Below are 19,963 nucleotides of genomic sequence, written 5' to 3'. Positions count from 1 at the left end.
CAGAAGAAAGAAAGCCCAGGAACCTTGCGGAACCTGGGCTTCCTGTTCAGCTCACCGAACTCAGTGGAACTGCTCTTCCTCGGTCGAACCGGTCAGAGCGGTCACCGACGAAGCGCCGCCCTGGATCACGGTGGTCATGTCGTCGAAGTAGCCGGTACCGACTTCCTGCTGGTGCGCCACGAAGGTGTAGCCTTTGCTCGCGTCGGCGAATTCCTGCTCCTGCAGCTTCACGTAGGCGGTCATGTCGTTGCGGGCGTAGTCGTGCGCCAGGTTGAACATGCCGTGCCACATGTTGTGGATGCCGGCCAGGGTGATGAACTGGTGCTTGTAGCCCATGGCCGACAGCTCGCGCTGGAACTTGGCGATGGTGGCGTCGTCCAGGTTCTTCTTCCAGTTGAAGGAAGGCGAGCAGTTGTACGACAGGATCTGGTCCGGGTATTCCTTCTTGATCGCCTCGGCGAAGCGGCGGGCTTCTTCCAGGTCCGGCTTGGCGGTTTCGCACCAGATCAGGTCGGCGTACGGGGCGTAGGCCAGGCCGCGGGCGATGGCCTGGTCGAGGCCGGCGCGCACCTTGTAGAAGCCTTCACGGGTACGTTCGCCGATCACGAACGGCTGGTCGTACGGGTCGCAGTCGCTGGTCAGCAGGTCGGCGGCGTTGGCGTCGGTACGGGCCAGGATGATGGTCGGCACACCCGAGACGTCGGCGGCCAGACGCGCGGCCACCAGCTTCTGCACGGCTTCCTGGGTCGGGACCAGGACCTTGCCGCCCATGTGGCCGCATTTTTTTACCGAGGCCAGCTGGTCTTCGAAGTGCACGCCGGCGGCGCCCGCTTCGATCATGTTCTTCATCAGCTCGTAGGCGTTCAGCACGCCGCCGAAACCGGCTTCGGCGTCAGCCACGATCGGTGCGAAGTAGTCGATGTAGCCATCGTCGCCCGGGTTCTTGCCGGCTTTCCACTGGATCTGGTCGGCGCGGCGGAAGGCGTTGTTGATGCGCTTGACCACGGTCGGTACCGAGTCGACCGGGTACAGCGACTGGTCGGGGTACATCGACTCGGCCGAGTTGTTGTCGGCGGCAACCTGCCAGCCGGACAGGTAGATGGCCTGGATGCCGGCTTTTACCTGCTGCACTGCCTGGCCGCCGGTCAGGGCGCCCATGCAGTTGACGAAATCTTTTTCTGGGCGGAAGGACGGGTGGGCACCTTCGGTGACCAGCTTCCACAGTTTTTCTGCGCCTTGGCGAGCAAAGGTGTGCTCTGGCTGCAGCGAGCCACGCAGGCGAACGACATCAGCGGCGGTGTAGGTACGGGTCACGCCTTTCCAGCGCGGGTTTTCGGCCCAGTCTTTCTCGAGGGCTGCAATTTGCTGTTCGCGTGTCAGTGCCATGGAAATAAACCTCGTCGCATCGATCTTGAGTGTAATTGTGCTGATGCTCGGATACGCGGATCAGAAGCCAGGCGGCTGTCCTGTCCGGGGGAGTGCGGCGGCGAACGCAGGAGGCTCGAAGGGGAAGGGTTGTGCAGGCCAGGCGAAGGTGTGCCCTGCAGGTCGGCTCGTGGTTGCCTTGCTGCGGTGCGACGCGATTGCCAGAACTGCGGTGATGCGCTTCCGTCCCTCGGGACAACTTCTTCGTTGCAGTCGCAATCCCGTCGAACCGCCTTGTGGGCCGTATGGACACGAGGAGCCTCCACGGTGGGAGGAGCGCACCTCGAAGACCCTTGCCAGGGCCTCTGATTAGCGGGAGCGAGGCCATCATGCCCTTGCCGAAAAGAGCCTGTCAAATGTTTTGTAGTGCATTTTTCGGCTTACTACATCTTTGGTCTAATGCGACTTGGCGGTCAGTTTCAAGGCCTTTGGTCGAGGCCTTGAATTGCCTGGGTTCAGTCGAGAAGGTCGACTTTGACCCGCAAAGTCATGTTTTCACCGCGCTGGGTGCTGTAACTGAGGCTTGACGCGCTGCGTTCGGATTGACTCTGCTGGTTGAACCCGGCCAGGGTGATCCACTCGCCGAGCTTGCCGGTGACGGTCGTGTCGGTGCTTTGCACTTTCACTACATCGGCACGTTCCTGGCTCATTCGATCATTATTGGTGCTGATTTGCAGACGAACCGTGTCGCCGCTCAGGCGTGGCGTGACGTAGAAACCCTGGGTGACATTGCGGTATTCGGTGTTGCTCTGGATGCGCCCGTAACCGTCGGTGGCGGTGCTGGTGACGGGGATGCTCTGGCCCACCTGGATCAGTGCCGGCTGACCGTCGCTGGCCTGCACCTGCTGCATGCCGCCTTCGCGGTTGGCGGTGCCGTAGCGGATCACGCGGGCGTTGCCGCGGTTGTCCTGGAAGTTGCTGTCGTTGTTGTCGACGCTGATCAGCAGGCGTTTGGGCGCGGTGTCGAGCTGTTGCAGCAGGGCGCGCAGGTCGTCGATGCGTTCCTGGCTGGCGTTGACGATCAGCTTGTCCTCGAAGGTGCTGACGCTGCCGTCCTTGCCCAGGAACGACTGGGCGGCAGGCAGCAGTTCGGCGCTGCTGCGGTGTTGCAGGGGAATGACCTCGGTGGCGGCCTGGGCGGTGAGGCTGGCGGCCAGCAGCAGGGAGGCGAGCAGGGGGCGTAGCGGCATGTCCATGATCTCCGCGGGTGGAATGGACATGATGGCAAATTTGCGTGCAACTTGCCGTGCGGATTGACGGTGGCTGCTGTCAGACAAATTCCGTACCATCGCGCCCTCGATTTTCAGGCTCATTACCCAAGTCTCCACAGCGTGGGAGCTTGAGGTTGTTTACAGGACCTCCATGAAACCCGCCCGACTTCGCGCCGACCTGCTCGCCGGTCTCACCACTTCCTTCGCCCTGGTGCCGGAGTGCATCGCCTTCGCCCTGGTGGCGCACCTCAACCCGCTGATGGGGCTGTACGGCGCCTTCATCATCTGCACCCTGACTGCCTTGTTCGGCGGCCGTCCCGGCATGATTTCCGGCGCCGCCGGCTCCATGGCGGTGGTGATCGTCGCCCTGGTGGTGCAGCACGGCGCCCAGTACCTGCTGGCCACGGTGCTGCTCGGCGGGGTGGTGATGATCCTGTTCGGCGCGTTGCGCCTGGGCAAGCTGGTGCGCCTGGTGCCTTACCCGGTGATGCTCGGCTTCGTCAACGGCCTGGCCATCGTCATCGCCCTGGCCCAGCTGGAGCACTTCAAGGATGGCGAGCACTGGCTTGGCGGGACGCCCCTGTACCTGATGATCGGCCTGGTGGCGCTGACCATGCTGGTGGTCTACGTACTGCCGAAGCTGACCCGGGCCGTGCCGCCGGCGCTGGTGGCGATCCTCGGTGTCGGCCTGCTGGTCTACCTGCTCGGCCTGCCGACCCGCACCCTCGGCGACATGGCCCATATCGCCGGCGGCCTGCCGCACCTGGCCCTGCCGGAGGTGCCCTGGAACCTCGAGACCCTGAAGATCATCGCGCCTTATGCATTCCTGATGGCCATGGTCGGCCTGCTGGAAACCCTGCTGACCCTCAACCTCACAGACGAGATCACCGAGAGCCGGGGTTATCCGGACCGCGAGTGCGTGGCCCTGGGCGCGGCCAACATGGTCTCGGGGCTGTGTGGCGGCATGGGCGGTTGCGCGATGATCGGCCAGACCGTGATCAACCTCAGTTCCAATGGCCGTGGACGCCTGTCGGGCGTGGTGGCCGGGGTGATGATCCTGTTGTTCATCCTGTTCCTGTCGCCGTTGATCGAGCGCATTCCGCTGGCCGCGCTGGTGGGGGTGATGTTCGTGGTGGCGCAGCAGACCTTCGCCTGGGCCTCGCTACGGGTGCTGCACAAGGTTCCGGTGAGCGATGTGCTGGCGATCATCGCGGTGACCGTGGTCACGGTGTTCACCGACCTGGCCACGGCGGTGCTGTTCGGCATCGTCATCGCCGCGGTCAACTTCGCCTGGCAGCATGCGCGGGAGCTGTACGCCGACAGCCATGTGGACGCCGAGGGGACCAAGCAGTACCAGGTGCATGGCACGCTGTTCTTTGCCTCGACCACGCCGTTTCTCAACCAGTTCGATCCGGCCAATGATCCGGCCAAGGTGACCTTGGATTGTCAGCATTTGAGCTTTGTCGATTATTCGGCGATAGCTGCGTTGCAGACCTTGCGCGAGCGGTATGCCAAGGCCGGCAAGCAGTTGCGGGTGGTGCACCTGTCGGAGCGCTGCAAGAAGCTGCTCAAGCGGGCGGGTGAGCAGCACTGAATGCCGGCCGCGGGCGCAGTCTTTGTGGGAGCGGCCTTGCGTCGCGAAAGGGCTGCAACGCAGCCCCAGGTTTTCGGTGGTGATGCATGAATTGCAGGGGCCGCTTTGCGGCCCTTTCGCGACGCAAGGCCGCTCCCACAGGGGCCGCTGAACTCAGGCTTCCCCGCGATTCTTCTTCACGATGGCATCGGCAATGCTCGCCGGTGCTTCGGCATAGCGGGTGAACTCCATCGAGAAACTGGCCCGCCCCTGGGTCATCGAGCGCATCGAGGTGGCGTAGCCGAACATCTCGCCCAGTGGCACCTCGGCGCGGATTACCTTGCCGGCCGGGGTCTCGTCGCCATCCTGGATCATCCCCCGGCGCCGGCTCAGGTCGCCGAGGATATCGCCCTGGTACTCCTCGGGGGTCACCACCTCGACCTTCATCACCGGCTCCAGCAGCACCGCGCCGCCTTTCTGCGACAATTGCTTGGTGGCCATCGAAGCGGCGATCTTGTAGGCCATCTCGTTGGAGTCGACGTCGTGGTACGAGCCGTCATACACCGCCGCCTTGAGGTTGATCAGCGGATAGCCGGCGAGCACGCCGTTCTTCATCTGCTCCTCGATGCCTTTCTGGATCGCCGGGATATATTCCCGTGGCACCACGCCGCCGACGACTTCGTTGATGAACTCCAGGCCTTCCTTGCCTTCGTCGCCCGGGGCGAAGCGGATCCAGCAATGCCCGTACTGGCCACGCCCGCCGGACTGGCGGACGAAGCGGCCTTCGATCTCGCAGGTGTTGCGGATCTTCTCGCGGTAGGCCACCTGCGGCTTGCCGATGTTGGCCTCGACGTTGAACTCGCGGCGCATGCGGTCGACGATGATGTCCAGGTGCAGCTCGCCCATGCCGGAGATGATGGTCTGGCCGGTCTCCTCGTCGGTCTTGACCCGGAACGACGGGTCCTCCTGGGCCAGCTTGCCCAGGGCGATGCCCATCTTCTCCTGGTCGCCCTTGGTCCTGGGCTCCACCGCCACCGAGATCACCGGGTCGGGGAAGTCCATGCGCTCGAGGATGATCGGCTTGTCCATGTCGCACAGGGTGTCGCCGGTGGTGACGTCCTTCATGCCGATCAGCGCGGCGATGTCGCCGGCGCATACGTCCTTGATCTCGGCGCGCTGGTTGGCGTGCATCTGCACCATGCGGCCGATGCGTTCTTTCTTGCCCTTGACCGAGTTGAGCACGGCGTTGCCTGAGCTGAGCACGCCGGAATACACCCGGGCGAAGGTCAGGGTGCCGACGAACGGGTCGGTGGCGATCTTGAAGGCCAGGGCCGAGAACGGTTCCTTGTCGTCGGCGTGGCGCTCCAGGTGTTTTTCCTCGTCGTCCGGGTCGGTGCCCTTGATCGCCGGGATCTCGCTGGGGGCGGGCAAGTAGTCGATCACCGCGTCGAGCATCAGCGGCACGCCCTTGTTCTTGAACGACGAGCCGAGGATGGTCGGCACGATCTCGTTGGCGATGGTGCGCTGGCGCAGGGCGGCCTTGATTTCCTCGGTGGTGAATTCCTCGCCTTCGAGGAACTTCAGGGTCAGCGCTTCACTGGCATCCGCCGCCGCCTCGATCATGTGGGCGCGCCATTCGTCGGCCAGGGCCTGCAGATCGGCGGGGATCGCTTCTTCGCGATAGCTGGTGCCCTGGTCGGCGTCGTTCCAGTAGATGGCCTTCATCTTCACCAGGTCGATCTGGCCGATGAAGTTTTCCTCGCTGCCGATGGCCAGCTGGATCGGCACCGGATGGTGGCCCAGGCGCTGGTCGATCTGTTTCACCACCCGCAGGAAGTCGGCGCCCTGGCGGTCCATCTTGTTGATGTAGGCCAGGCGCGGCACATGGTACTTGTTGGCCTGGCGCCATACGGTCTCGGACTGCGGCTCGACGCCGTCGGCGCCGCTGAACACCACCACCGCGCCATCGAGCACGCGCAGCGAGCGCTCGACCTCGATGGTGAAGTCGACGTGGCCGGGGGTGTCGATGATGTTGAAGCGGTACTTGTGCTCGAACTGCTTGGTCGAGCCTTGCCAGAAGGCCGTGGTGGCCGCCGAGGTGATGGTGATGCCGCGCTCCTGCTCCTGGGCCATCCAGTCCATGGTCGCGGCGCCGTCGTGCACCTCGCCCATCTTGTGGTTGACCCCGGTGTAGAACAGGATCCGCTCGGTGGTGGTGGTCTTGCCGGCATCCACGTGGGCAACGATACCGATGTTGCGGTACAGCTCGATGGGGGTCGTGCGGGCCATGGTCGGATCACCTGTGGGTGAGGATTCTCCCAAGGTAGCAGAGCGGGAGAATCCTGCCGGGGCGACCGTCAGTCGGCGAGTACCTGCAGTTGCCATTGGCCTTCGCTTTCGCGGGCCAGGCCGCTAGCCGGCAGCAGGGCCAGCAGACGCTCGTGCAGGGCGGTATCGGTGAACGACTTTAGGGTGGTCATGTCCAGGGCGCCGACGGTGATCAGCTCGGCCTTGGTGTAGGACAGCCAGGCCTTCTTCAGCGCCATCAGCACATCGCTGCCGGCGGTGCTGGCGAAGCGCCGGTGCAGGGTGCGGCCTTCCAGTTCGAAGCTGTGACGGTGCTCGTAGCCGTTCTCGTCGCCATTGCCCTCGACGCAGCGGTGGCAGCGGCATGGGCCGTCGCCGAAGGCGTTGCGCAGGTAGGCGTTGAAGTCCACGACGGGCTTGAGGGTCAGGCGTTTGTCGACCTCGAACAGGTCGGCGATCAGGGGTTGTTCGGCGCTCACTCGGTATCCTCGCGTGGTGTGGCGTGCATCGCCGGGCACCCTAACAGATCGGGGCAGGGGAGGCCATGCTCGATGGCGGGCGTGGCAGCGGGCTTGCCCCGCGATGAGGGCGATAGAGACAACCGGGAACGCCTGCCGTACTCTACACGCCAGCAATCCAACCCTTCAAAACCGAGGTAACCCCGCTTGAGCACCAAGTACCCCTACACCGCCACCGTGACCATCAGCGCCGAAGACCGTGGGGGCGACACCGAGGCCTCGGAGAACACCAACATGCGCGTGGGCCTCGAGGCGGTGACCGAGGTGCTGAAGAAAGTGCATTTCGTCGGTACGCTCGGGGCACCGGAAAAAGGCGCCACGCACATCTGCGTCACCTTGGAGAACGGCCTGAGCTACTACGGCCCGATCGTCAACGGCCACGCCGAGCTCGAAGGCGGCTGGATCGCCTTCGAATGCGACATGCCCACCCCTGAAGAACTGGGCCTGTAACCCTCAGCCCAGCTCCATGAGGCACTGCTCGAGGATATCCAGGCCTTTCTCGAGCACTTCGGGCTCGATGGTCAGCGGTGCCAGCAGGCGGATGATATGCCGCGCCTTGCCGCTGGGCATCAGCAGCAGGCCTCTGCCGCGCGCCGCCTCCAGCACCTTGGCCAGTTGCGCCGGTGCAGGGCTGCCGTCCGGGTTGACCAACTCCAGCCCGCGCATGGCCCCGGTGCCGGTCAGGCGACCGAGCGCGGCGCACCTTCCCGACGCTTTCCAGCGTGCATGGCGCGCCACGATGGCCTGTTCCTGCCGTTCGCCCCAGGTGGCGATATTGGCGTCGGTCATCTGCGCCAGGCTCGCCAGTGCCGCCGCGCAGGCGATCGGATTGCCCGAGTAGGTCCCGCCCAGCCCGCCCTTGGGCAGCGCGTCCATGATCGCCCGCCGCCCGACCACCGCGCCCAGCGGCATGCCGCCAGCGATGCTCTTGGCCAGCAGCAACAGGTCCGGCTCGATGCCCAGCCGGGGGAAGGCGAAGCGCTGGCCGGTGCGGCCGAAGCCGGACTGGATCTCGTCGATGATGATCAGGATCCCGTGCTCGTCGCAGAACCGGCGCAGGGCCTGGGCGAAGGCCGGGTCTAGGGCGAGGAAGCCGCCTTCGCCCTGCACCGGCTCGAAGATGAACGCGGCCACGTCCTCCACCGCCAGTTCCACGCTGAACAGGCGCTCCATGGCCTTGAGCGCCTGCTCGCAGCTCACGCCGGTGTCCGCGCTGGGGTAGGGCAGGTGATAGACCGGGCCGGGCAGCTCGCCCACGCGCTGCTTGTACGGGGCGACCTTGCCGTTGAGGTTGAGGGTGGCCAGGGTGCGGCCGTGGAAGCCGCCGTCGAAGGCGACAATGGCCCGTTTGCCGGTGGCGCCGCGGGCGACCTTGAGGGCGTTCTCCGCCGCTTCCGCGCCGCTGTTGGTCAGCATGCCCGCCAGCGGGTAGCTGACCGGGACGAACTGGCGCAGGCGCTCCATCAGTTCCAGGTAGGGGCCGTGGGGCGCGGCGTTGAAGGCGTAGTGGGTCAGACGCGCGGCCTGCTGCTGGATGGCCTCGACCACCGCCGGGTTGCAATGGCCCAGGTTGAGCACGCCGATACCACCGACGAAGTCGATGTAGCGCTTGCCGGCGGTGTCCCAGACTTCGGCGTTGCGGCCGTGGGAAAGGGTGATCGGGTGAACGATGGCGATGGACTGGCTGATACTTTCCTGATTCATCTGCACGCGGCCTGTTGTTCGAGTCAGGTCGTATCCAAGCGTGGCGGGAGTCGGCTGTGCAAACGAATTATTCGATTGCTGTCATTCGTTTAATTCCTGATGTTGGAAGGCTCTCTCTGCAAGTTCCATGGCAGGTGATTCTGAGTGCAATATTCAGTGCATTGATTCCTGCTCGGAATGATGTTTTGCGAAAAGGTCGTTTGTTGTGACCTGCCTGGAGATGAATACTGGCCTGGCTGGACCCCTGGCAACCGACAGGCTCATCAGTACAAAAACACGCCGGTAGCCAATTCGCACAACAAGTCCGAGACGTGTGGGAGACGCTTGCCGATGCCCTTGCCGGCACGCCCGCTCCCACAGGAACTCTGCCGCCACTTTCAGCCGCCTTCGTCGCGGCCGACCCACTCGAGGGTTCTCCATGGCATCGCCAGACAACAAGAAACAGCGGTCCTTGCAGCATGGCCTGACTTCGCGCCAGGTATCGATGATCTCCATCGCCGGCATCATCGGCGCCGGTCTGTTCATCGGCTCGTCCAACGCCATCGCCACCGCCGGCCCGGCCATTCTCATCTCCTACGCCATGACCGGCCTGCTGGTGCTGCTGGTGATGCGCATGCTCGGCGAAATGGCCATCGCCAACCCCAACAGCGGCTCGTTCTCCACCTACGCCAGCGAGGCCATCGGCCCCTGGGCCGGCTTCACCATCGGCTGGCTGTACTGGTGGTTCTGGGTGCTGATCATCCCGGTCGAGGCCATCGCCGGCGCGGATATCCTCCATGCCTACTTCCCGGATGTGCCTTCCTGGCTGTTCGCCTTCCTGATCATGATCGTGCTGTCGGGCACCAACCTGGTCAGCGTGAAGAACTTCGGCGCGTTCGAGTACTGGTTCGCCCTGGTCAAGGTACTGGCCATCGTCGCCTTCATCGTGGTCTGCAGCCTGGCGGTGTTCGGTGCCTGGCCACTGGCCGACGTCTCCGGCGTCAGTCGCCTGTGGGACAGCGGCGGCTTCATGCCCAATGGCTTCGGTACCGTGCTGGGCGGCGTGCTGATCACCATCTTCTCGTTTTTCGGCGCCGAGATCGTCACCATCGCCGCCGACGAGACCGCCAACCCCAAGGACAAGATCCGCCGCGCCACCAACCTGGTGGTGTACCGCATCGCCATCTTCTACCTGGCGTCGATCTTCCTGGTGGTGTCGCTGGTGGCCTGGAACGATCCGGGGCTCAAGGCGGTGGGCTCGTTCCAGCGGGTGCTGGAAGTGCTCAACGTGCCCGGCGCCAAGCTGCTGGTCGACATCGTCGTGCTGGTGGCGGTGACCAGTTGCATGAACTCGGGGCTGTACACCGCCTCGCGCATGCTCTACTCGCTGGGTGCCCGTGGCCAGGCGCTGCGCATGACCAGGCGCATCTCCGGCGCGGGCGTGCCCACCGTGGCGGTCATTCTCTCGACCCTGGCGGGTTTTGCCGGCTGCCTGGTCAACTATGTGTTCCCCGGCAAGGTGTTCGGGTTCCTGCTGTCGACCACCGGCGCCATCGCCTTGCTGGTGTACCTGGTGATCGCCGTGTCGCAACTGCGCATGCGGGCCCGCGCCGAGCGCGAAGGGCGCACGCCGGAGCTGAAGATGTGGCTGTTCCCGTGGCTAACCTGGCTGGTGATCGGCACCATCGTCATGGTGCTGGGCTACATGCTGTTCAGCGATGCCTACCGTTATGAGACGCTGATGACTGCGGGGGTGACCCTGTTCATCCTGCTGGTTTCGCTGACCCAGCGGCGCAAGCGGGGCTCGGCGTTGCAGGCGGCCTGATCCGCTCAGGGGGCACATGGCGGCCCCCGCCATTGGCGGCCGGGAAGCATGGCGCTACCATCGGCAGTCAGCCTCCTTCCCAATTCCAACAAGCCAAGGACGCGTATGACCGAGCAAGCCCTCTCCCTGCAGCAACTCGCCGCCCCTGATGGTACCTGCTACGGCTGCGGGTGCTCGCACCCCAGCGGCCTGCACGTGCAGAGTCACTGGGATGACGACGGCGTCCACCTGCTGTGCCGTCATTCCCCCGACCCGACCTTCATCGGCTGGCCCGGTCTGGTCTACGGCGGCCTGCTGGCCATGCTGGTCGATTGCCACTCCAACTGGACCGCCATGGCCCACCACTACCGCGCCGAAGGCCGCGAGCCCGGTAGCCTGCCGCGTATCGACTGCGTTACCGGCCAGCTCAGCCTGACCTACCTCAAGCCCACCCCGATGGGCGTCGAGCTGCTGCTGAAGGCGCGGGTCGAGGGTGAGGTGGGGCGCAAGAGCCGGGTGATCTGCGAGGTCTGGGCCGGGGATGTGCTGACCGTTACCGCCGATTCAGTGTTCGTACGAGTAGATACCGAGAAGCTCAAGCGCCAGGCCCACGGCGACGCCTGAGCCTTGCGCCGGTTGGGAGGGGCTGGCATTGTCGAGGGTGATCCGGATGCCCGACAGGATGTTGCCATGCCCTATCAGATCCGCCCGGCCCGCAGCGACGATTGTAAAGTCCTGAGCCACATCGGCCAGGCCACCTTCGCCCTGGCCAGCCCGCCCGACAGTACTCCGGCGGCGCAGCAGCACTATATCGCCCACAACCTGCAGCCCGAGCATTTCCAGGCGCACCTGTGCCACCCGCACAAGCGCCTGCTGGTGGTCGAGCAGGGCGGCCAGGTGCTGGGCTACAGCATGCTCGACCTGGCGCCCGGTGAGCTGGGGATCGCCGCGGCCGATCATCTGGTGGAAATCTCCCGCTGCTATGTGCTGCCCGCCGCCCACGGTACGGGGGCCGCGCAGTCACTGCTCGAGGCTACCCTGGCCCAAACCCGTGGCCCGGTTCGCCTGACCGTCAACGAGCTCAACGCCAGGGCCATCCGTTTCTATGGGCGCAATGGTTTTCGCAAGGTGGGCGAGGCGATCTTTCCCTGCGGTGACGAGCGGCACCGAGACTGGGTGATGGTCAGGACGCCCGGCAGTCTTTAAATTGAGTCCCTCAACCTTCAGGGCGCGAACATGACCGATCTTTCCGTATTCCCCATCACCCGCAAATGGCCGGCCCGGCATCCCGAGCGCCTGCAGCTGTATTCGCTGGCCACGCCCAACGGCGTCAAGGTCTCGATCATGCTCGAGGAGATCGGCCTGCCTTATGAGGTGCACAAGGTCAGCTTCGACAACGACGACCAGCTGAGCCCCGAGTTCATCTCCCTGAGCGCCAACAACAAGATTCCGGCAATCCTCGACCCCGATGGCCCTGGTGGCCAGCCGCTGCCGTTGTTCGAGTCGGGGGCGATCCTGCAGTACCTGGCCGAGAAGAGCGGGCAGTTGCTCAGCCAGGACCCTGCCCAGCGCTACCAGACGCTGCAGTGGCTGATGTTCCAGATGGGCGGCATCGGGCCGATGTTCGGCCAGGTGGGGTTCTTCCACTTCTTTGCCGGCAAGGAGTACGAGGACAAGCGGCCCCGGGATCGCTACGTCAATGAGTCCAAGCGCCTGCTGGGCGTGCTCGACCGCCATCTGCAGGGACGGGAGTGGATGGTCGATGCATACAGCATCGCCGATATCGCCATCTTCCCCTGGGTGCGCAATCTGGTGGAGCGCTACAACGCGCGCGAGTTGGTGGGGTTCGATGAATTCAATGAAGTGCAGCGAGTGCTGGCCAAGTTCCTCGAGCGCCCGGCAGTGCAGCGCGGCTTGAAGATCCCGGCCTGACAGGGGATCTGTGGGAGCGGGCTTGCCCCGCGATAGCGTCGGAAAATTCAGTATCGCTATCGCGGGTCAAGCCCGCTCCCACGCTGGTGATGTTTGCAACTTTGCTTTCTGCGCGATCGTCTGCAGATGTCAGCGACATTCAGAGAATCTGGTTCAGCAACCAGTACAAGCACCCCGCCAGCAACATCGCCGCCGGCAAGGTCAGCACCCAGGCCATCAGCAGGTTGACCAGCGTCTTGCGTTGAATTCCCGAGCCATTGGCCACCATGGTCCCGGCCACGCCCGAACTCAGCACGTGAGTGGTCGACACCGGTAGGCCGAACATGTCCGCCGCGCCGATGGTGCACATCGCCACCACCTCGGCCGACGCGCCCTGGGCATAGCTCAGGTGGGTCTTGCCGATCTTCTCGCCCACCGTCACCACGATGCGCCGCCAGCCGACCATGGTGCCCAGGCCCAGGGCGATGGCCACCGCCACCTTGACCCACAGCGGGATATAGCGGGTGGCGTCGTCCAGTTGGCGCTTGAACAGTTGCACATGGCGGCTGGTGTCGGCGTCGTAGCGGGCCAGTTGGTGCTTGTCGATCAGGCGGATGGCCTCGCTGGTCAGGTACATGTCGTTGCGCACGTTGGCCATGGCCTCGGCCGGCACACGCTTGAGCGAGCCGTAGCCTTTGACTTCCTCGCCGATCATGCCGGTCAGCGCGGCCAGCGCCGGGACCAGCTCGGCGCTGGCCCTGGGCTCGGAGATGAACGCGGTCAGCACCTGGCGCGGATCGGCGGGCGCGGGTGCCGGCGCTGCGCGTACCAGGGCCTGGCGGGTGACCTCGGCGACCGCCGAGAACTGCAGGGCCTGCTCGTTGGGCATGGTCTTGTTCAGCGCATAGGCCATCGGCAGGGTGCCGACCAGGATCAGCATGATCAGGCCCATGCCTTTCTGGCCATCGTTGGAACCGTGGGCGAACGACACGCCGGTGCAGGTGAGGATCAGCACGCCGCGGATCCACCAGGGCGGCGGTGTCTGGCCTTCTGGCGCCTGGTACAGCTCGCGGCGCTTGACCAGCGCGCGCAGGGCGAGCAGCAGTAGGGCGGCGCAGGCGAAGCCGATCAGCGGCGAGAACAGCAGGGCGTAGCCGACCTTGCTGGCCTGGGTCCAGTCCACGCCGCTGGTGCCGTCGCGCCCGTGCATCAGCGCGTTGGCCACGCCGACGCCGATGATCGAGCCGATCAGGGTGTGCGAGGATGACGCAGGCAGGCCCAGCCACCAGGTGCCGAGGTTCCAGATGATCGCCGCCAGCAGCAGGGCGAAGACCATGGCGAAGCCGGTCGACGAGCCGACCTGCAGGATCAGCTCCACCGGCAGCAGGGCGATGATGCCGAAGGCCACCGCGCCGCTGGAGAGCAGCACGCCGAGGAAATTGCACAACCCCGACCAGACCACCGCCACCGGCGCCGGCAACGAATGGGTGTAGATTACCGTGGCCACGGCATTGGCGGTGTCGTGGAAGCCGTTGACGAACTCGAAGCCGAGGGCGATCAGCAGGGCCAGGCCCAGCAGCAGGAAGGGGGTGACGGTGGTGACCACGGTGCCGCTGGCGCTGACATCCTGCTTGAGGCTCCAGAAGGTGTAGGCCAGGCCGGCCAGCAGCAGGCCGAAGAACAGGGTGAGGGTGGCGCGTCCGGGTTTGTGGGCAAGGTGAGGGCGCGGGCTGGGCAGGGTCAGGTCGGACTGGCTGGCCAGGGACGGGGTTGCCATGAGGGCTCCGGTTGGCGTCGGGCGGTGGTGCCGAAGGTATTCAGCATAGAAACAATTCGTTACGAGGGCGTGACCTCGATCAATGAAGGCCCTAGGCTGTCTGGGGAACGATGTCGCAGGAGTGCCGCATGATTCGCTGTAAACGCGTCTACGAGGCGGCCGGGGACGAGGATGGCCAGCGCGTGCTGGTCGATCGCCTTTGGCCGCGTAACAAGCGCAAGGAAGACCTGCAGGGGCAATGGCTGCGCGAAGTGGCGCCGTCCGACGCACTGCGCAAGGCGTTTCACGCCGGCGAATTCGACTTTGCCGGTTTTACCCGGCGCTACCAGCAGGAACTGGCCGCCCACCCCGAGCACTGGTACCCGTTGCTGGACCTGGCCGGCAAAGGCGACCTGACCTTGCTGTACGCCGGCAAGGACACCGAGCACAACAACGCCCAGGTCCTGGCCCGGTGGCTCGAGGACGAACTGGAGCGCCGTGGCCCGGCCAGTTCGCCGGTGTGCTATGCCCCTTGAACTGATTTCCGCCAGCGACGAACACCTTACGTTTGCCCGTGACCTCACGCGCCGCGCCATGCTGCCGTATTACCGTGAATTCGATCTGTTGTGGATCGAGGAGGCCTTCGACGAAGCCTGGGGCTGGCGCGAACAGTGGCTGGTGGTCGAGGACAACCGGGTGCTGGGCTTTTGCAGCCTCAGCCAGGACCGCCAGGCGCTGTATATCCGCGAGCTGCACTTGCTGCCCGAGCAGCGCGGCCGGGGTGTGGGCGGCTGGGTGCTGGAGCAGTTGGCTGGCTGGACCGTGCAGCGTGGGTTGCCCTGGCTGCGGTTGATGGTGTTCAGCAGCAATCCGGCGCGGCGCCTGTACCAGCGCCGAGGGTTCGTCGAGGTCGGTATGGACGAGTGCTTTGTGCGGATGCAGCGTCCAGTGCCCTGACGCGATCCTGTGTAGGAGCGGCCTTGCGTCGCGAAAGGGCCGCAACGCGGCCCCGGCGATCTTTGCTTTTACGCTGAAATCCTGGGGCCGCTCCGCGCCCCTTTCGCGACGCAAGGCCGCTCCTACAAGGGCGGTGTATTTCAGTTCTGGCGCACTCTGACCATCTGTCCCTGAACCAGCATCGCCTCCAGCACTGGCCCCTGCAACGCCAGCAGGTCGCCGGCCAGCAGGTTTTGCAACAGCGCCTTGCCATCGAAGCGATTGCCCCCCAGTTCGACCCCGCGCATCCCCTCCACCCGCACCACGGCCTTGCCCACCTGCCCCAGGCGGTTGTCGCTGATTACCAGCGGCCCCGGCTGCGGCGTGGCGTTGCGCAGGCTGACGGCGTACTCCGGGGTATTGCCGATACGGTTGCCCACCAGGGTCAGCGCCGTGACCTCGCTGGCGTCCACGGCACTGCCCTGGCTGCTGGCCAGCAGGTTGTCGTCGATCAGCAACGGAGCTTCGGCCGTGGGCGCGAGGTTGCGCAGCTGGATGCCATGGCCACGGCTGTCGCCGATGCGGTTGCTGGCCAGCAGCACGGCGCCGCGCTGGTCGCTGATCTCGATGGCGGCCTTGGCGGCGCCGAGGATCAGGTTGTTTTCGATCGATGCCCGGGTCTGGCCACGCAGGCGCACGCCGCTGTTGTTGTCGACGCCGCGCAACTGGTTGCCACGCAGGTTCAGTTGGCTGTCACGGGTGTCGATGGCGTACTGCTGCGAGCCTTCGAAACGGCTGTCGATGACGGTCGCCTGGCTGTGCTGCAGCTCCAGCGCGCTGGACAGCTCGCTGAAATGGCTGGCCTCCACCAGCAGCGTGGCGGGGCGCGCACTGGCCGGCTGCTGGGTGCTGAGCGCGGTGCTCAGGCCGCGGGACAGGTTGGCGTTGTAGCCCAGACGTTTGAGCGTCGAGCCGATCACTTCGGTATGGCTGCCAGCCCAGGCCACCACGAAGGGCCGCCAGGCGCGGTCGGTGTTGCCGGGCTTGTCACCGGCCACGCTCTCCAGCGTCGACCGGTTTAGCCCCAGCCAGCCCTGGTTGATCAGCGCGGTGCCGGAGAAGCTGTACAGGTAGAGGCTCGTGCCCTCCAGCCGCAGGCCGGCATCGGCGCCGATCATCAACGGGTAGCTGAGCAGGTAGCCGTCCTTGTAGCGCTTGAGGACCCGTGGGTCGTGCAGCGCATCGTGCAGCTGCGCCAGGGTGATGCTGCCACCGCGCAGCACCACGACCTGGGGGTGATGCGCCTGGTAGCCGGCGATGGCGCGGAACAGGCCGTTGTTGACGAACGGCTCGAACGGCCAGCTGCCGGCCTGGGACGAGAACATCGGTTGCAGGCTGACGCTGGCGCGGCCCGCGGGTGGTGGGCGGCGCGCCTGCTCGAAGGTCACCGCCTGGCGGGCCTGGTGGCGCAGTTGCTCCAGCTGCTGCTGGTGCTGCGCCTGGGGCAATGTGTCCATCACCGGCGCGGCCCGGGCGGTGGTCGCCAGCAGCAGGGCGGCCAGGCAGGTGAGGGAAAAGCGGCTGAACGGTGCCATGGGAGCGTCCTTGATCAAGGCAGGTTGGGGTAGGCCGGCTTGAGCGGGCCGCCGATCTGGCTGTAGTTGTCCACTTCGCCGTCCTCGCTGTCGTAGAGCTGGCGGGCGAGGGCATGCCCGGGCCGGCGGGCCAGGAACGGGATCAGCCAGGCCAGCTTGTAGGGCGCGACGTCGGCCTGGGGCTGACCCTTGAGCTGGGGCAGGGAGTCCGGGGCGAGCACGCTGCGGGCAGCGAAGGTGGCCAGCTGGTCGAGGGTGCGCTGGTCGTCCTCGCTCCAGGCCAGGCCGTTGGCCCGGGCCGATTCGCCGAGCAGCACCAGCGGCACCAGGGCGTACTGGCTGTAGTTGGCGGCCAGCTTGCTGCGTGCCACCTCCAGCGGCAGGTAGGCCTGGTCGCCATGGCGCACGGCCTGGGCCAGGCCCCGGCGCAGGTTGCCGTCGGCCCAGCGGATGAAGTCGTCGCGGTCCACCAGCATGCCGGTGGCGGCCACCGCCCAGGCGGCCCAGTAGTCGTGGTTGTTGAAGTAGACCGTGGTGGACTGGCGGCGCGGGTCGTATTCGCGGATCACCTGCTCGCCGAGCTGGGTGAACCAGCGTCGTTGCACGGGGCTGAGCGGCGCCTTGCCGTCGGCCGCCGCCTGGGTCAGCAGCACCGCGCCGGCCATGGCCGCCAGGGCCCACTTGCGCGCGGCCATGCCGGTGTTGTTGGCGTCCGGGTCGAGCAGGGCACCCGCTTGCGCCCAGTGCTCCAGCCACTGGTCCTGGCAGGCCAGGGCCATGTTGGCCTGCTGCGGCTTGCTGGCGCTCTGGAAGCGCTTGCCGGCCTGGATCAGGCCGCCGACGAACTGCTTGAGCTGCCGTGCGACCCGCTCGCTGTCGGCGTCGGGGCTGGCGCGCAGGGTGGACTTGCTGGCGTCGCGCGGGTCGTACTTGCTTTGCAGGTGCAGGCTGGCGGTGTAGGGCGCTGGCGGCGCCTTGCTGCAGGTCAGGGTGCGGTAGTCGGCGATCATGGCCGATTGCGCGGTGGCGCGGGCGGGCCAGATGGTTTGCGCGGCGTGGGCCGTGGGGGTGAGCAAGACCAGGGCTGTCAGGGTGAGCGTGAACCTGTGGGGGCGCTTTGCGCCCCTTTCGCGGCGCAAGGCCGCTCCTACAGGGGTTGCGTGGGTGCAATTCACAGGCACAGGCGGGTCTCCACATCGGTGGCGGCGGTACCGGCCTTGGTCGGTTCGAGGAATACCGAGAGCAGGTTGGCGCCGGCGAACTCGGGGGCCTTGCTCAGTTCCAGGTAGTACTGGCCGCCGCTTACGGCCGCCTCGCGGCGGAACCACACCTTGTCGCGGGCGCCATTGTCGTAATAGACGATGATGTAGAAGTCCTTGACGCTCCTGTCGCTCAGGCGGATATCGAGAAAGCCCTTGGACACGGCCTGCCGGGCGCCGCCGGCATTGCTCAGCAGTTCGATGCGCTCGCCGACCTTGAGTGGCGGACGCTGCAATTTCGTGCCAAGGATTTCCCTGGACGCCTTGCAGCCGCCGTGTATCGCCGGCACCAACTGGCGGTACATCAACGGCGAATCCAGGCGGTAGTTGGCCGGCAGTTCCCAGACGATCAGCTTGGGCGGCGCCTCGGGCTTGTAGTCGGCGGACAGCAGGTACTCCAGCAGCGAGCCGTCCTCGCCGACGCCGGGCAGGGCGTAGTTGAGGACATCCGCCTCCAGGTATTGCTTCAGGTAGCCATCGAAGTTGAACTGCTTGCTCTCGTCCTCGCGAGCCGCGGCGTTGCTGTCGCCAACCAGGATCACCTCGGGGTCGGGCGCCTCGTCGAACAGGGCGTCGCTGCTGTCGGCCACCGGCACGGTCTGGTAGCCGCGTACGTACTGGAAACCGTAGTTGTTGCCGCAGATGTAGCTCAGGGCGAGGTTCAGGGTGCCATCCTTGGGCACCATCACGCCGGGCTCGGTGCTGTAGCGCTTCCTGGTCAGGCCTTCGTAGAACGGCTGGCGGCGGATCTCTTCGGCCATCAGTTTGGCTGTCGCCTCGGCGCCGCTCGGGGTCCAGTGGTGGTCGCGGCGGAAGAAGTATTCAGCCTGGGGCGGCTGGCGCACCAGCTGCATCATCGGCGCCACCACCGCGCCGGCCTGGCGCAGCTGCCCCAGGTAGCTGTCGAGGTTGCGGCTGGCGCGCTCGTAGTCGAACCCGTGCAGTTGCTCGGCATAGAGCTTGTCGCGGTGCATCAGGCCGCGGGTCGGCTGGATCGCCATGGCCACCTGGATACCCTGGCGGTGGAACGCGTCCATCAGCCGGGCGAACTCCGGGCGCATGGGCGCGGGAATGCCAAAGTCATTGGTCAGGTCGACCATCGAGCGGAACAGCCAGCGCTCCTTGCCGGGGACGATCTGGCGCATCAGCTTCATGCGCCCTTCGGCATAGTGCTGCGGTTCGGCCAGGGCCGGGCAGACCATGCACTGCAGGTTTTCGCAGCCGGGCCGGGCGGGCTCGGCGGCCTTTGCCTGCACGCCGAGCAGGGCCAGGGTGGCCGCGAGGCCGAGGGGGAGGAGGGTGTTCATGGGCCTGTCATCCTTGCGTGCGGCACGGCGTCACTCGGTCGGGTCGATGCTGTTGGCCAGGCTCAGGCTGCGGTTGCCTGGCAGCAGCACATAGCTGTACGAGCGGCCCTTCTTGAGGAACAACTCGTCGAAGCTGGCCACTTCCTGGCCGCCGACATAGGCGGCGAAGTCGATCTTGATCTCGTTGACCATGCGCGCGCCGGTCTGGCCGCTGGCCAGGGCCTTGACCACCTCGTGCTTGCCGTCTGCGGTGCGCAGCGTGGCCTGGGCCGGGGTCAGGTTGTAGAAGGCCACCTGGGCCTTCTTCGGCTCGTTGACGTACTGGTCGGCGATCAACTGCAGCTGCTTGCCGTCGTAGACCACGGTGCTGGCGGCGTTGGCCGCCAGGGTCGGTTCGATGGCCTTGGCGCCGATGCCGATCCTGTGCACGCCGGCCGGCACGAAGCGGTAGCCGCTGAGCTGGCCGGGGGCGACCTTCTGCGGGTTGAGCTTGCCGCTGAGGGCCACATCAACGTTGTTGTCGGACAGGTTGAGCACGCGCACGAACGCAGAATCGGCCGGGGCCACGGCGTCGTACAGGTCGGCATTGCCTTCGGCGGCCAGGGCGGCTTGGCTGGTGGCAGCCAGGGCCAGGGCGGTGAACAGGGGCGAAAGCTTCATCAGGTTCTCCTAGGGACG

18 protein-coding genes are annotated in these 19,963 nt (G+C 65.8%); 8 read left to right on the top strand and 10 right to left on the bottom strand.

Translation table 11 applies throughout. The features are described from left to right. Positions 1-60 precede the first annotated feature (60 nt). Positions 61-1,386, bottom strand: coding sequence for an isocitrate lyase (aceA, locus tag HU751_RS23890; RefSeq protein WP_050706488.1), 1,326 nt, complete (start codon positions 1,384-1,386; stop codon positions 61-63). 494 nt (positions 1,387-1,880) lie between these two features. Beyond that, a complete protein-coding gene (locus tag HU751_RS23885) occupies positions 1,881-2,645 on the bottom strand; it encodes a secretin GspD/PilQ domain-containing protein (protein WP_177330852.1) in 765 nt (254 codons plus the stop codon). Between the two features lie 142 nt (positions 2,646-2,787). Between HU751_RS23885 and HU751_RS23880 the strand changes: the two genes are divergently transcribed. After that, a complete protein-coding gene (locus HU751_RS23880) occupies positions 2,788-4,230 on the top strand; it encodes a SulP family inorganic anion transporter (protein WP_186734690.1) in 1,443 nt (480 codons plus the stop codon). Positions 4,231-4,383: 153 nt separating this feature from the next. Here the strand turns inward: HU751_RS23880 and fusA are convergent, their stop codons facing one another. Both fusA and HU751_RS23870 read right to left on the bottom strand, forming a co-directional pair. Further along, positions 4,384-6,498: an elongation factor G gene (gene fusA / locus HU751_RS23875; RefSeq protein WP_186734691.1), complete on the bottom strand. Its 2,115-nt coding sequence runs from the start codon at positions 6,496-6,498 to the stop codon at positions 4,384-4,386. Positions 6,499-6,566: 68 nt separating this feature from the next. Then, complete coding sequence (locus HU751_RS23870) at positions 6,567-6,995, bottom strand: hypothetical protein (RefSeq protein WP_186734692.1); 429 nt, start codon at positions 6,993-6,995, stop codon at positions 6,567-6,569. A gap of 186 nt (positions 6,996-7,181) precedes the next feature. Here HU751_RS23870 and HU751_RS23865 point away from each other — a divergent pair, with 186 nt between their 5' ends. After that, on the top strand, positions 7,182-7,484 hold the full coding sequence (locus HU751_RS23865) for a hypothetical protein (RefSeq protein WP_062359438.1): 303 nt from the start codon (positions 7,182-7,184) through the stop codon (positions 7,482-7,484). A 3-nt stretch (positions 7,485-7,487) separates the two neighbouring features. Here HU751_RS23865 and HU751_RS23860 read toward each other — a convergent pair whose 3' ends face one another. After that, complete coding sequence (locus HU751_RS23860; protein WP_186734693.1) at positions 7,488-8,738, bottom strand: 2-aminoadipate transaminase; 1,251 nt, start codon at positions 8,736-8,738, stop codon at positions 7,488-7,490. A gap of 418 nt (positions 8,739-9,156) precedes the next feature. Here HU751_RS23860 and HU751_RS23855 point away from each other — a divergent pair, with 418 nt between their 5' ends. From HU751_RS23855 to HU751_RS23840, 4 genes are all read left to right on the top strand, one after another. Further along, entirely contained in the window at positions 9,157-10,542 is a 1,386-nt protein-coding gene (locus HU751_RS23855) for an amino acid permease (RefSeq protein WP_186734694.1), read from the top strand. Positions 10,543-10,647: 105 nt separating this feature from the next. Then, a complete protein-coding gene (locus HU751_RS23850; protein WP_186734695.1) occupies positions 10,648-11,145 on the top strand; it encodes a PaaI family thioesterase in 498 nt (165 codons plus the stop codon). 66 nt (positions 11,146-11,211) lie between these two features. After that, positions 11,212-11,727: a GNAT family N-acetyltransferase gene (locus HU751_RS23845; RefSeq protein ID WP_186734696.1), complete on the top strand. Its 516-nt coding sequence runs from the start codon at positions 11,212-11,214 to the stop codon at positions 11,725-11,727. 30 nt (positions 11,728-11,757) lie between these two features. Further along, the gene (locus HU751_RS23840) at positions 11,758-12,453 is read left to right on the top strand and encodes a glutathione S-transferase N-terminal domain-containing protein (protein ID WP_186734697.1); all 696 of its coding nucleotides are present in this window, start codon (positions 11,758-11,760) and stop codon (positions 12,451-12,453) included. 139 nt (positions 12,454-12,592) lie between these two features. Here the strand turns inward: HU751_RS23840 and HU751_RS23835 are convergent, their stop codons facing one another. After that, positions 12,593-14,209 (bottom strand): inorganic phosphate transporter, encoded by a 1,617-nt coding sequence (locus HU751_RS23835; RefSeq protein WP_186734698.1) that lies wholly within the window; start codon positions 14,207-14,209, stop codon positions 12,593-12,595. Between the two features lie 128 nt (positions 14,210-14,337). Between HU751_RS23835 and HU751_RS23830 the strand changes: the two genes are divergently transcribed. Together HU751_RS23830 and HU751_RS23825 are read left to right on the top strand one after the other, a co-directional pair. After that, on the top strand, positions 14,338-14,724 hold the full coding sequence (locus tag HU751_RS23830) for a DUF488 domain-containing protein (RefSeq protein ID WP_186734699.1): 387 nt from the start codon (positions 14,338-14,340) through the stop codon (positions 14,722-14,724). Beyond that, entirely contained in the window at positions 14,714-15,145 is a 432-nt protein-coding gene (locus HU751_RS23825) for a GNAT family N-acetyltransferase (protein ID WP_186734700.1), read from the top strand. The genes HU751_RS23830 and HU751_RS23825 overlap by 11 nt, the downstream gene beginning before the upstream one ends. A gap of 140 nt (positions 15,146-15,285) precedes the next feature. Here HU751_RS23825 and HU751_RS23820 read toward each other — a convergent pair whose 3' ends face one another. The 4 genes from HU751_RS23820 to HU751_RS23805 form a co-directional block, all read right to left on the bottom strand. Further along, positions 15,286-16,719 carry a right-handed parallel beta-helix repeat-containing protein gene (locus tag HU751_RS23820; protein ID WP_186734701.1) on the bottom strand — a complete coding sequence of 478 codons (1,434 nt, stop codon included), beginning with the start codon at positions 16,717-16,719 and terminating at the stop codon, positions 15,286-15,288. Between the two features lie 14 nt (positions 16,720-16,733). Further along, positions 16,734-17,795, bottom strand: a complete 1,062-nt coding sequence (locus HU751_RS23815) for a polysaccharide lyase (RefSeq protein ID WP_225933380.1) — start codon at positions 17,793-17,795, stop codon at positions 16,734-16,736. A gap of 95 nt (positions 17,796-17,890) precedes the next feature. Further along, a complete protein-coding gene (locus tag HU751_RS23810) occupies positions 17,891-19,285 on the bottom strand; it encodes an alginate O-acetyltransferase AlgX-related protein (RefSeq protein ID WP_186734703.1) in 1,395 nt (464 codons plus the stop codon). Positions 19,286-19,315: 30 nt separating this feature from the next. After that, on the bottom strand, positions 19,316-19,945 hold the full coding sequence (locus tag HU751_RS23805; RefSeq protein ID WP_186734704.1) for an alginate O-acetyltransferase AlgF: 630 nt from the start codon (positions 19,943-19,945) through the stop codon (positions 19,316-19,318). Positions 19,946-19,963 lie beyond the last annotated feature (18 nt).

Source organism: Pseudomonas peradeniyensis, from assembly GCF_014268935.2.
In the GTDB taxonomy this organism is placed as follows: Bacteria; Pseudomonadota; Gammaproteobacteria; order Pseudomonadales; family Pseudomonadaceae; genus Aquipseudomonas; species Aquipseudomonas peradeniyensis.
Note: the sequence above shows the minus strand (reverse complement) of the source record. Positions and strands in the feature narration are given on the sequence as shown.